14 protein-coding genes are annotated in these 12,274 nt (G+C 59.2%); all 14 read left to right on the top strand.

Annotated features, from left to right (window positions below):
* The first annotated feature begins 23 nt into the window (after window positions 1–23).
* On the top strand, window positions 24–662 hold the full coding sequence (locus tag PHX60_RS06165) for a phospholipid-binding protein MlaC (protein ID WP_300075875.1): 639 nt from the start codon (window positions 24–26) through the stop codon (window positions 660–662).
* Window positions 646–963, top strand: coding sequence for an STAS domain-containing protein (locus tag PHX60_RS06160; RefSeq protein ID WP_300075874.1), 318 nt, complete (start codon window positions 646–648; stop codon window positions 961–963). The genes PHX60_RS06165 and PHX60_RS06160 overlap by 17 nt, the downstream gene beginning before the upstream one ends.
* Window positions 964–1,052: 89 nt before the next feature.
* Window positions 1,053–2,651 carry a GspE/PulE family protein gene (locus tag PHX60_RS06155; protein ID WP_300075872.1) on the top strand — a complete coding sequence of 533 codons (1,599 nt, stop codon included), beginning with the start codon at window positions 1,053–1,055 and terminating at the stop codon, window positions 2,649–2,651.
* Between the two features lies 1 nt (window position 2,652).
* Window positions 2,653–3,843 carry a type II secretion system F family protein gene (locus PHX60_RS06150; RefSeq protein ID WP_300075870.1) on the top strand — a complete coding sequence of 397 codons (1,191 nt, stop codon included), beginning with the start codon at window positions 2,653–2,655 and terminating at the stop codon, window positions 3,841–3,843.
* Window positions 3,844–3,859: 16 nt separating this feature from the next.
* Window positions 3,860–4,315, top strand: coding sequence for a type II secretion system major pseudopilin GspG (gene gspG, locus PHX60_RS06145; RefSeq protein ID WP_300075869.1), 456 nt, complete (start codon window positions 3,860–3,862; stop codon window positions 4,313–4,315).
* The gene (locus PHX60_RS06140; RefSeq protein WP_300075867.1) at window positions 4,312–4,803 is read left to right on the top strand and encodes a prepilin-type N-terminal cleavage/methylation domain-containing protein; all 492 of its coding nucleotides are present in this window, start codon (window positions 4,312–4,314) and stop codon (window positions 4,801–4,803) included. Before gspG ends, PHX60_RS06140 begins: the two co-directional genes overlap by 4 nt.
* Entirely contained in the window at window positions 4,760–5,260 is a 501-nt protein-coding gene (locus PHX60_RS06135) for a type II secretion system protein (protein WP_300075866.1), read from the top strand. The genes PHX60_RS06140 and PHX60_RS06135 overlap by 44 nt, the downstream gene beginning before the upstream one ends.
* Window positions 5,261–5,268: 8 nt before the next feature.
* A complete protein-coding gene (locus tag PHX60_RS06130; protein WP_300075864.1) occupies window positions 5,269–5,940 on the top strand; it encodes a type II secretion system protein in 672 nt (223 codons plus the stop codon).
* Window positions 5,940–6,890, top strand: coding sequence for a hypothetical protein (locus tag PHX60_RS06125; protein ID WP_300075862.1), 951 nt, complete (start codon window positions 5,940–5,942; stop codon window positions 6,888–6,890). Before PHX60_RS06130 ends, PHX60_RS06125 begins: the two co-directional genes overlap by 1 nt.
* Before the next feature lie 33 nt (window positions 6,891–6,923).
* Complete coding sequence (locus PHX60_RS06120) at window positions 6,924–8,318, top strand: hypothetical protein (protein WP_300075860.1); 1,395 nt, start codon at window positions 6,924–6,926, stop codon at window positions 8,316–8,318.
* On the top strand, window positions 8,315–8,962 hold the full coding sequence (locus PHX60_RS06115; protein WP_300075859.1) for a hypothetical protein: 648 nt from the start codon (window positions 8,315–8,317) through the stop codon (window positions 8,960–8,962). The genes PHX60_RS06120 and PHX60_RS06115 overlap by 4 nt, the downstream gene beginning before the upstream one ends.
* Window positions 8,962–11,562 (top strand): type II secretion system secretin GspD, encoded by a 2,601-nt coding sequence (gspD, locus tag PHX60_RS06110; protein ID WP_300075857.1) that lies wholly within the window; start codon window positions 8,962–8,964, stop codon window positions 11,560–11,562. Before PHX60_RS06115 ends, gspD begins: the two co-directional genes overlap by 1 nt.
* Before the next feature lie 63 nt (window positions 11,563–11,625).
* Window positions 11,626–11,859, top strand: coding sequence for a type II toxin-antitoxin system VapB family antitoxin (vapB, locus tag PHX60_RS06105; RefSeq protein WP_300075855.1), 234 nt, complete (start codon window positions 11,626–11,628; stop codon window positions 11,857–11,859).
* Window positions 11,859–12,263, top strand: a complete 405-nt coding sequence (locus PHX60_RS06100) for a type II toxin-antitoxin system VapC family toxin (protein ID WP_300075853.1) — start codon at window positions 11,859–11,861, stop codon at window positions 12,261–12,263. Before vapB ends, PHX60_RS06100 begins: the two co-directional genes overlap by 1 nt.
* Window positions 12,264–12,274 lie beyond the last annotated feature (11 nt).

Below are 12,274 nucleotides of genomic sequence, written 5' to 3'. Positions count from 1 at the left end.
GAATTTTTGAAAAGAGTGATTTCATGCAACGCCGTTTTTTAGGCCGTTTGGCCACTACGACACTCGCCGCCTTGGTGCTGGGTTTTGGCTTGCCCGCCCGCGCTGCCGATGAAGCCCCCGATGGCCTTATCCTGCGCCTCTCTACCGAAGTGTTGGATGCGGTACGCGCCGACAAAAGCATCAAAACCGGCGACATTGACAAAATTATGGTGTTGGTGGACAAAACCATCATGCCCAATGTCAACTTTAAGCGCATGACTGCTGCGGCTGTAGGCCCCGGTTGGCGGCAAGCCAGCGCGCCACAGCAGCAGCGCCTGCAAGAAGAATTCAAAACCCTGTTGGTGCGTACCTACGCTGGGGCCTTGTCGCAAGTGAGCGACCAAACCATCACCATCAAGCCCTTGCGTGCTGCACCCGAGGACAAAGATGTGCTGGTACGCACCGAAGTGCGTGGCCGTGGCGACCCGGTACAGCTGGACTATCGGTTAGAAAAAACCCCCGGTGTGGGCGCAGGTTGGAAAATCTACAACCTGAACGTGCTGGGTGTCTGGCTGGTGGACACCTACCGCACCCAGTTTGCCCAAGAAATCAATGCCAAGGGAGTAGATGGCCTGATTGCCACCCTGGCCGCGCGCAACCTGAGCAATGCCAACAAGCGCTGAGGAGGTGCAGGCGGCCCCAGCGCTGGCCTTGCCCGCCGAGCTAACGCATCGCCAAGCGGCGGCTATTTTGGCCGGTTTGCAACAAACCTTGGCCCAGCAGACACAAGCAGTGTGTGTACTCGATGCCTCGGCCCTGGCCCAGTTTGATAGCGCTGCTTTGGCGGTGTTGTTAGAGTGTCGTCGCACTCTGTTGGCCCAAGGGCGTACCTTGCAGGTACAGGGCCTGCCCGAGGCACTGGGGCGCATGGCCTTGCTGTATGGTGTCGATGGCTTGTTGGGCTTGGCCGTGCCAAGTCGGTAGAATGCTGGTGGCGCACTGGCGCGGCTTTGGGCTGTGCTGGTGCAATTTTTTATTGGGCCTTCGGCAGAATTTACCCCCATTTTTTCAACATGAGCAGCCATCTCCCCGGCACCGCAACGGACGCTGCGGAGGCCGCCCTTCTGGTCGAGTTTGCGCGCACCTTGCGCGCCCCAGTGTTCGATACCACCACCCCTGCCACAGAGCCTATACCGCCCGTAGCCGGACTGTCGCCCGATTTTTTGCGCGCCAATGGTTTGTTACCCTTCTTGGTAGAAGAGGGGGGCGTGCAGGTACTCAGTGCCGTGCCGGTGCGGCTGGCCGCGCTGGATGCACTCCAACAATTTTTTAGTGTGCCGGTGCAGCTGTCTTTGGCCCCTAAGGCTTGGATAGCGGCCCAGTTGGCCCAAGTTTATAACCCCGATAACGCCAGCAGCCACAGTTTTACCCAAGCCGAGGTGGACAGCAGCAGCGATAGTCCCGACGACGACCTAGAAACCCTGAAGGCGTTGGCAGAAGATGCCCCGGTGGTGCGTTTGGTGCAATCTTTGTTGTTGCGCGCAGTCGAGCGCCGCGCCTCGGACTTGCACTTGGAAATCTCACAGCAGCAGTTTCGGGTGCGCTACCGCGTCGATGGCGTGTTGTGCGAAACCGAACCGCCACCCCGGCGCATGTACACCCCGGCGATTTCGCACCTGAAATTGCGCGCCAAAATGAACATTGCCGAGCGCCGCCTGCCGCAAGATGGCCGCATGAAAATGGAAGTGGCGGGGCGGCAGGTGGATATGCGCGTCTCTACCGTGCCCACGGTGTATGGTGAGAGCATGGTGATTCGTTTATTAGACCAAGGGCCGGGCCTGATGGGGCTAGAGTCTTTGGGTTTAGACGACGAAACCCTGCAAGCCTTGCAGCAAGCCATTGCCCAACCGCATGGCATGATTTTGGTCACCGGCCCCACCGGCAGCGGCAAAACCAGCACCTTGTACGCGGCGCTGGCCTGTGTGAATCTGCCCGAGAACAAAATCATCACGGTAGAAGACCCGGTGGAGTACCAAATTGATGGCATCAACCAGATTCAGGTCAAATCGCAAATTGGCCTGACCTTTGCCAGTGCCTTGCGCTCGATTGTGCGCCAAGACCCCGACATCATCATGGTGGGGGAAATTCGCGACCAAGAAACGGCAGAAATTTCCATCCAATCGGCCCTGACCGGGCATTTGGTGTTTTCTACCCTGCACACCAACGATTCTTTTGGCGCAGCCCACCGGCTGATGGACATGGGGGTAGAAAGCTACCTGATTGCCTCCTCGGTGGTGTTGATTGTGGCGCAGCGCTTGGTACGCATGATTTGCCCGCATTGCAAAGAAGCCACAGCGCCCACCGAGGCCGACTTGTTGTTCTTGGCCGAAGAAGGCGTAGCCCCTGAGCAGGTGCCGCAACTGTTTCATGGGCGGGGTTGCAGCCATTGCGGCCAATCGGGCTACACCGGGCGCACCGGCATTTATGAGTTGCTGCCCATGACCACCGCTATCAAAGAGGCCATCATTAAAAAACTGCCCGCCGAGGGCGTGCGTAAAAAAGCCCTAGAGCAAGGCGTGCGTACCATGCGCGCCGATGGCATTCGTAAAGTGTTGGCGGGCTTGACGACGCTAGAAGAGCTGGCCCGCGTGACACGGCAGGAGATTCAGTAGCGTGCGCCCCCGTCCTAGTGCGAGTGCCGCCCCCGAGCGGGCTGTGCCGGTTGCCACAGCAGCGCCGCCGGTGCGTGCGCCGGTGGCAGCGGCATCCTCTGCCCCTGTGGTCAGTCCCACGGCCGCCAAAGCCACCGCTGGGCGTTGGGGCCAAGAGCGCGTCGGCCTCAAGCATGTGCTGGCCATGACGGAGCAATTGCTTACCTTGCTGGATGCCGGTTTGCCGCTAGACCGGGCCTTGCACATTAGCACCGGCAGTTTAGAACAAGCCCACTTTCGGGCCGTGATGCAGCAGGTGGTGCTGGAGGTAGAAAAAGGCAATACCTTGGCCGATGCCTTCATGCAGCACCCCAAGGTATTTCCGCGCCTGTATATCAACATGGTGCGCGCCGGTGAAGAGGGCGGCGTACTGCCGGTGGTGATGCACCGCTTGGTGGAGTTCTACACGCGCAGCATGGAATTTCGCGCGTTTTTGGTGACTTCGTCCATCTACCCGATTTTGCTGTTTGTGTTTGGCATGAGCGCCTTGCTCGGCCTGACGGTGTTTGTCTTGCCCAAGTTTGGCCAAATTTTTGCCGACATGAACCAAAGTTTGCCGGGGCCAGCAGCGGTGCTGATTGCCGTCGGTGAATTTCTCAAAAACTATGGCATCTTCTTTGTGATAGGGCTGGCGCTGGCGGTGACGGGTTTTGTCATGGCCCTGCGCGATGAGGTTTGGCGCGAACGCTGGCAACTGGCACTGTTGCGCCTGCCGGTGTTGGGGCCGTTGCTGCTCAAAATACAACTGGCCCATGTGTGCCGCACCTGGGGAACTCTGCTCGCCAGTGGGGTTCCGATACTGACTGGGATGCGGATTGTGCGCGAACTGACCGACCACATCCCCCTGCGTAAAGCCCTAGACCGTTTGGTGCGGGCGGTGCAAGAGGGCCGGGGGGTTTCGGGGCCGGTGCGTGCTGACCCCTTCTTTCCCAAACTGTTGGGGCAATTGGCCACCGTGGGCGAAGAGTCCGGCGCTTTAGACACCATGCTGATTAAAGTGGCCGACCAGTACGAGAAAGACATCCAAAAGGCCACGCGCAACTTGGTGGCTTTGTTTGAACCGGTGATGATTTTGCTGATGGGCGGCCTGATTGGCGGCATTGTGGTGTCGATGCTGACCGCCATTTTTTCCATCAATGACATGCCTATGTGAGCGGGCTTTGACACACATGATGCTATTTTCAAAACCAAAACTGTCTTCTTCTGTGCGCCAAGCACGCGGCTTTACCTTGATTGAGCTGCTGATTGTGATGGTGATTTTGGGCCTGCTGGCCTCCTTGGTGGGGCCACGGCTGTTTGGGCAACTCGATTCGTCCAAAATCAAAGCAGCGCGCACCCAAATTGAAATGGTGGGCGCGGCCTTGGATACTTACCGGCTGGATATGTCGCAGTACCCCAGCACCGAGCAGGGCATTCGCGCCCTGTCCGACAAACCAGCGGACCAAGCCGAAGCCCTGAAATGGCGCGGCCCCTACCTGAAAAAGCGGGTCGATAAAGACCCGTGGGGCCATTCTTACGTCTATAAAGCACCGGGCGAAAAGGCCGACTACGAGCTGTCTTCGCTCGGGGCCGATGGCAAGGAGGGTGGCAGCGGCGACAATGCCGACATCCACAGTTGGGAGTGAGCCGCTTGGCCTGTTGCCCTCCGGCACGGCGGCCAGCATCGGGCTTTACCCTGCTAGAGCTGCTGTTGGTGCTGGTGCTGATTGGCATTGGCACCGGGCTGGCGATAGTCTCGGTGGACAAAATGGCCCTGCGCGCCAACGAAAAGCACTGGATAGACCGCACCCAACTGGACCTCAAGCGCTTGCGTAACAAGGCCGTGTTGGGCGCTGGCACCGTGCAAGCGCTGGTGGACTTTAAGCACCATGCCATCGTGCAGCAACTGGGATCCAAAGAGCAGCGCATGGTGTTAGAGCTGCCGCCCGGCTACCAGTTTCGGCCCGCCTCTGACGAGCGTACAGCGGCGCTGCCGCTGGTGTTCTACCCGGATGGCGGCCTGTCCGAGGCGCGTTTTTTAATCCGTACTCCCAGCGGAATGCAGCAAATTTTTCATTTGGCAAAAATCAGTGGCCGCATTGAACGACAAGACCCTGTTCCAGCTGGCCGCTAGGCCCGCCTGCCAGCGCCAGCAAGGTTTTACCCTGCTGGAAGTGTTGGTGGCGATGGTGTTGCTCGGTGCCGGGCTGGCGATTGCCTTTACCGCTATTTCGGGCAGCACGCGCCTAGAGGCCAAATCAACTGCCCATGCGGCAGCGCTGGCGCTGGCACAAGCCAAACTCGATGAGGTATTGAGTCACCCCGACTACCTGCTGGCCGCTGATGCGGGCGAAGAACGCTTTGCCGGTATAGATTTGGGCTATCGGATTCAAGTGCGCCCGGTACCTTTGTTAGAGCCAGCACAGCAAGCGCTGCTGACCGAATTCAAGTCAGTATTGCATTCGGTCGAGATTGAAGTGTTTTGGGGGCCGAAGGCCGCGCCACAGGCTTATCGTTTGGCCACTTACCGTTTAGACCCACCACCCGCTGCTGCCACCGCTAAACCTGCGGCCGCTGCTGCTGCGCGCTAAGCACCATGATGTCCGCCCCTGTTCAGCGCGCACCACAGCGGGGTTTTACCTTGCTGGAGCTGATTGTCGCTTTGGCCTTATCGTCGCTGGTGGCGCTGGTGGGTACGGCAGGTTTGTCGATGGCCTCGGATTTTTACGCGCGCCACCAAGCGCGCAACCCAGCGCGTGAAGCGGTGCGCGCTGCCGAGCGCATTTTGCAGCACGAATGGCAAGGCCGGGGCTTGCGCGTCTATGCCGATGCAACTGTGCTGGAGTTTGACACCCTGCATCCTTGGCAATTGCCCATGTCCAGCCGCAGCCGCACCAGCGCACCCGATACGCCACCGCTGCCCCTAGCGCGGGTGCGCTACCGTTGCGAACAAGCCGCCGATAGCAAGGCGTGGGCTTTGGTCTATCAAGTGCAAGCCTTGCCGCCTGCCGCGCCACCGGGCGCACCGGTAGCGCGTGGCCCCACCCCCGAGGCCGAAGGCCAACGCTGGGTTTTAGCTGCACCCTTGCAGGTGTGCGCCTTTTCTTTTTTATTGCAGGGGCTAGATGCCCAAGGCAAACCCCAGCCACGCTGGGTGGCGAGCTGGGATGCCAGCCAACCGCCACCACGCCTGATGCGTTTGGCCTTGTCGGGTTTGCACGCCGATGCACCGCCAGTGGTGTATAGCGCCCACCGGGATGGAGCGCGCTGATGAAGAGGGCTAAATCGCCTTATCCAAACCATCGGCAACGCGGCTATGTGCTGCTATTTGCCTTGGGCCTGCTGGCGGTGGTCTCGACGTTGGTGTTGGGCGTGAGTGCCTCCCTGCGCCTAGATACCCAACTGTTGGCACGCGAAAAAGAATTGCTGCAAGAACAATACGCCTTGCAAGGGGCGGTGCAATACGCCATCGCGCAAGCGGCCATCAGCTTGGCCATTGAGGCCCTGCCCCCTGACCCGCGCCACGAGGCGCTGCGCCAAAAACCGCGCTGGCAGTTCAGCAGCACGCCTTATAGTGTGGCGGTAGGCGCGCTGCAAATAGAGGTGCTGCTAGAAGATGGCAGCGGCCTGCCCGATGCCAATACACTCACGGCGGCAGAATGGCAGCGCTTGTTTCTGCTGCTGGGGGCCACCTCGCCCGAAGCCGCCCAAGACTTGGCCAACCGCGTGCTGGCTTTCAAGCAAGAATTGGCGCGGATGCGCGGCGGTGCGGGTTTTGCCAGTTTGCAAGAATTGCTCGATTGGCCCGACATTCCGCGCCAGATGCTCTCTAGCGGCAATGGTGCCAATCTGCAAGGTTTACAGCATTGGCTGGTGGTGGGTACGGGCCAGAAAAAAGTCCATCCCTACGCCACACCCCTGCCACTGTTCAAAGTTTTGGGCCAAGCCAGCGATGAGCAACTGCAACAGCTGGCCCAATGGCGGCGCGCTGGGGCGGTGCCCACGGTGCAGTTTCAGGCTTGGGTACAAGCTGCCGGCCTGAGCGCCAGCAGCCCCGATGCCCCGGTGCTGCTAGTGCGCGCGCGCGTGCAGCGTGCGCGGCCTGTGGCCGGTGGCAACACCTTGGTGGCCACGGTGGCCAAAAAAGCCGGCACCTTAGAGCTGCTAGACCAATGGACGCAGCGCAGCTTGCCCTTTGCACCGCCCAGCACCAACCGCTAAGGCCCCATTTTCAGGATTTTGACGCTTTACCCCATGCACAACCGGCTCCTTCCTCCTCCACGACGGCACCAACTGCTCGTCTCTCTTTCTGCACAGGGCGTGCAGGTGCTGCACTTTCAGCGTGGCTGGCTGGGCTGGAAGCAAGCCCATGCCCATCGGGCCGATTTGCCCGACGGCGAAGGCTATTTGCCTGCACTGCAAGCGGCCTTGGGTGCGTGCAGCCAACAATGGCGCATTCCGGCGGCCAGCGAAATCGTCTGGGTGCTGGCTGGTGATATTTTGGGCATTTTGCCGCCCACCGCCACCAGCAGCGAAGCCGGGCCATTGCTGCCCTTTGCCGCCTCTAGCGTGCTAACGCAAACCGACCACTTTGGCCAAGGCACGCAAAAATCCTTGCTCTGGATACACAAAGATTGGGTGGCCGAAATCGAGCGCATCAGCGCCGCCTGTGCTTTGCAGACGGTAGAGCTGTTTGCGCGCGCGCAATTATTCCAGCCGCTGTCTTTGCAGTGCAAAGGCCAAGTCTGTATGGTGCTAGAAGGCGAAGCTGCTGGAGGCTATTGTTTGCATATTTTGGCCACTGATGGCGCTTTACTGCGTAGCCGGGTATTGGAGACGGCCAGCGTGCAAGACGGTGCGGTTTTGGCGGCACTGCTCAAGCTGGAGCTGGCCGCCCTGCCCGATGGTGTGCTGGGCAGCCCGGCCCAAAACGTGCCTCCCCAAAATGTGCAACTCTGGGCCTCGGCCCCCGTGTTGTCGGCGTTGGATGAGAGCCACTGGCCCCATGCGCGCCGTGCCCTGCCCGCGCGCAGTGTGGCCGCCCTGTTAGAGCAACTTTGGCGCTCCAGCTTAGAGGGCATTGTGCTGCAAGCCACGCAGCAGTATTTGGTACAAAAAATCAATTTTTGGAGCAGCGTGGGTGGTGCCGTGGGCCTGATAGGCTTGGCCCTGATGTTGTGGCACGATGGCCAACTAGAGCGCCACATTGAGCAAACCCACGAAGACCTGCGCCAGCAAGCCCCCAAGGTCGAAGCGGCCAAACTGCTCAAGCTCAAAACCCTGTGGATGGCCGATGCCGTGCAAGCGGCCCAAGCCCAAGAGGCCGCCCACCAAACGCCCCTGCCGTTGCCGCAACTGCTGGCCGTGTTACCCCCGCCACCGGCCACGTTGCTTTATCTGCGTTTGGATGGCCAAAAAGTAGAACTGGCCGGCACCGGCGATGCTGCCGCCCTGCAATGGCTGCAAGAACGCACCTTGCCCGATTACCAGCCATTTGCCGAATTGCCCGTGCCCGAGTTTCTGGCCGAACGCTCAGACATCGGCATCCATCTACAAACTGAAAAACTGCCCCCGGCACCCCCCAGCGCCGAGCCAGAGGCAGCCAGCAGCGAAGCCAGCAACGCACCCGAGAAAGCCGCCAAACCATGATGAAACGTGCCGCTAAACGTGTGTACCGGGAGCACGGTATCAAGTATTTTGCCTTTCCCGTGGTGGTGGTGCTGCTGCTGGCATCGCTGTTTGATGAGCATATCGACGGCTACCTAGAAAAGCGTGAAGAAGTCTTCGACCAGCAAATGACGGCAGAAAACAACCAAAGCGTGTTAGCGCTGGATGCCAACATCAGCGCCAGCCACGACAAACTAGAACCTGATTTTGGGCCACTGGCGCAAAAATGGTTTGTCGATGCCGAGGCCCCAGCGGCCACGCAAAAAATGCAGGCCCAGGTGCAACAAATGTTGCAATCGCTCTACTTTTCTGACATCCAATGGAACGAGCCGCAGCAGCAGCCCCTCAACAGTGTGGCCAGCCGCATCAGCATTAGCGCCCATTTCAACGGCGTGCCCCAGCAATTGCCGCGCTTGCAAGCGGCTTTGGCGCGCCTGCCGAAACGCGTTGATGTGGACAATCTGGAACTGCGCGTGGTGCCCGACCCCCAGCGCGGCGGCCAGCAGCTCGATATTCGCCTGCGCCTGAGCAGTCTGCACTTCAAACCCATGCCCGAAGGCTGGAGCAGCGTCACGGCCAGCAGCAGCAAAAAAACCAATCCTTCCCAGAATCCCAGCAAATCATAATGAAAAAATTCTCTCCTCCCGTGTTGCGTCAGATGGTGCTGGCCAGCTTGTTGGCTCCCAGCGTGGTGCTGCTCACGCCGTCGGTTTGGGCACAGCCGCAGGCGCCCATCAACCCATTCACCGGCCAACCGATGCAAGTGGCTACCCCCGCCCCAGCTGCTGCCCCCAGTGCCGCTGCCCCCGCGCCCGCGCAAGAGGCAGCACCCAGCACATCGCTCTCGACCCTGTTGGGAGTTGGTAAACCCCGGCCTGTACCAGCGCCTGCACCAGTTTCTGCACCTGCACCTAGTCCAACGCCAACGCCAACGCCAGCAGTATCCAATCCGGTGCTGGTGCCGGGTAGCAGCAGCACCCCCGCTGCGGCCCCTAGCCCTCTGGGTGCTGCCTTGCGTGCCTCTAGCGCCCCTAGTGCTGCTGGTGCTGCTGGTGCCGCTGGTGCCACAGCCCCCAGTGTGGCGGTGCCCGCTGCGGCCCCAGCTGCCCCCAGCTTTGCCGGGACGGAGTTGTCCAACACCCCCAATCCCGGTGTGACACTCAAATTTGACAACGCCGATATTTACGATGTCTTGCAGGTGGTGCTGGGCGATATTCTCAAGCTCGACTACATCATTGACCCCTCTTTGCAGGGGCGTATCACGCTCAAAAGTACGGGGGCCATCAGCATGGCCGATATTTTTAGCGCCCTAGAAACCGCTTTGGCCACCAGCAATATCGCCATCGTGCGCCAAGGCAAAACCTACAAAGTGCTGCGTGATGCTGCGGCGGTGCGCGATTCGGTGGCCAAGCAAGGCGTGGGGCCGGCCTCTTTGGTGATGCAGATTATTCCGTTGCAATTTGTGCAGGCTAACCAGTTGGTCAACACTTTGCGTAATTTTGTCGGCCCGCAGGCGGCCATCACCAACGACCCGGCCAACAAGCATTTGATTGTCACCGACCGGCAAGCCAATGTGGACAAAATCATCGACATGGTAAAAACCTTGGACGTGGATTATTTCAACCACATCCAAGTCAAGCTATTGCCCTTGTCGCACGCCGAAGCGCCCGACATGGCCAAAGAATTGGAAGGGCTGTTCAAAACCTCGGGCCTGTTCAACTGGGCCGGCACCGATGCCGCCAAAGTGTATGTGCTGCCGGTGGTACGCATGAACGCCTTGCTGGTCGCCACGGCCAACGACAAGCTGATGCAGGCCGCCGAGCAATGGGTTAAAACCCTGGATGCCGAGCCGCGCAATGGTTTGGGCGCTTATGTGCATGTCTATCCGGTGGTCAACAGCAACGCCCCGCATTTGGCCAACATTTTGCAGCAGTTGTTTGGCGGTGCGGCGGCACCCAGCAACAACACCGGGGCCTCGGGTCTGCCTTCGGCCAATAGCTCAGCCTTTGGTAGCGCTTCTGCCGGTGGTGCTGGCGCTGGTGGTTTGGGTGCTGCCAGTGGTGGCGCTGCCAATGCAGCAGGCACCACGCGCACCATTGAGCGCGGCGGCAATGTGCCCAGCGCCGCTGGCAGCAGTGGTAGCGGCACCGGCTTGGGTGGCTCGGTGCAAGTGATTGCCGATGAGGGCAGCAACTCGCTCATCATTCGGGCTTCGGCGCAAGATTACCAACAAATCCGCAAGGTGTTAGAGCGCCTAGACTCCTCGCCGCGCCAAGTGCTGATTCAAGTGATGGTGGCCGAAGTCACCCTGACCGATACCCTGCAATACGGCGTCGAGTGGTGGCTGAAATCGGCCTTATCGCACAACGGCAAAAGCTGGCCCGGCTTTGTTGGCCTAGAAGGGGCTTTGGCTCCTCGCGCCACCAGCGCCAGTGGTGCTACGCCTGCCGTGTTGGGCAACAGCTCCGGCCTGAACTATGCGGTATTTGGCAGTGCCGGGCAGGTGATTGGCATGTTGAACCTGTTGGGCCAAGATACCGATGTCAATATTTTGTCCACCCCGCATGTGTTGGCCAGCGACGGCAAAATTGCCAAGGTTGAAGTGGGCAACGAAATCCCGGTGATTACCCAAACTGTCTCCACGCCATCGAGCGGGACTTTGTTGGGCGGCAGTTCTTTCTCCACCTCCAACTCGGTGCAATACCGCCCTACGGGGATTTTGTTAGAGGTGAAACCCAACATTACCTCTTCCGGCAATGTGTCCTTGAGCATTGCCCAAGAGGTCAGCAGCATTGGTAACCCGGTTTCGACGGGTGGCTCGCAATACCCCAGCTTTTCTAAGCGCAAGGTGACCACCGACATCACGGTAGAAGATGGCAAAACCATCATGCTGGCCGGTTTGATTCAAAACAAGAACAACAACGAAGCGGTGGGTTTACCGGGCTTTAAAGACATCCCGATTTTGGGTGGCTTGTTTGGCTCGACCAAAAAGACCAACGAAAAAACCGAGTTGCTCATTACCATCACCCCCTACATCGTCACCAGCCGCGCCGAGGGTGAGCGCCTGACCGGCTCGTTCCAAGAGAGCTTGCAAAAGTTGCGCGGCATGTTGATGAACAACCAGACGGCTCCATCCCTGAATGCCGATGCCCTGCCTGCCAAGGCATTTGAATTGCCCAAGGCGCAACCGACTTCGGTGGCACAGCCCAGTTATTACGCCAACTAAGCCTGCCTGCATGTAGTACAGCAGAGCTATATACTCAAGATATATACATGCAAGGAGGTGTCTATGCTTGTCAGCACAGTTTTTAGCAACAATCGCACACAGGCAGTTCGGCTGCCAGTGTCGCTGCGCTTGCCAGATCACATCCACAAAGTAGAAGTGCGGGCCAAAGGCAATGAGCGCATCATTGTTCCCGTGGGGCAGGCGTGGGACAGCTTTTTTCTGAACGGCCCCGAAGTCAGTGATGATTTCATGGCCGAACGCGCCAGCCAGCAGCAGACAGAGCGGGAAGCGCTTTGATGCTGCGCTACTTGCTCGACACCAATATTGTTATTTATGTGCTCAAGCGCCGCCCGATTGAGGTGCTGTCCACCTTCAACCAAAATGCCCACCGTATGGCCATTTCTGCCATTACTTTGTCGGAGCTTTTGCATGGCGCAGAAAAAAGCAGCCAAGTTCATAAGAATCTAGCCGCTGTGGAGGATTTTTGTAGCCGCCTTGAGGTGCTGCCTTACGGCAGCAAAGCAGCGCAACACTATGGTGCTATCCGGGCCAAACTAGAAAAGGCCGGGCAGCCGATAGGGGTCAATGACTTGCATATTGCAGCCCACGCGCGCAGCGATGGGCTGATTTTGGTCACCAACAACATGGGCGAATTTGCCCGAGTGCCCGGTCTGGAAATAGAAAACTGGGTTGTTACCTAAGCCTGTTTCAG

The sequence above is a fragment of the Giesbergeria sp. genome (assembly GCF_028686475.1).
Lineage (GTDB): Bacteria > Pseudomonadota > Gammaproteobacteria > Burkholderiales > Burkholderiaceae_C > Simplicispira.
This window is presented reverse-complemented; position numbering and strand designations above follow the sequence as displayed.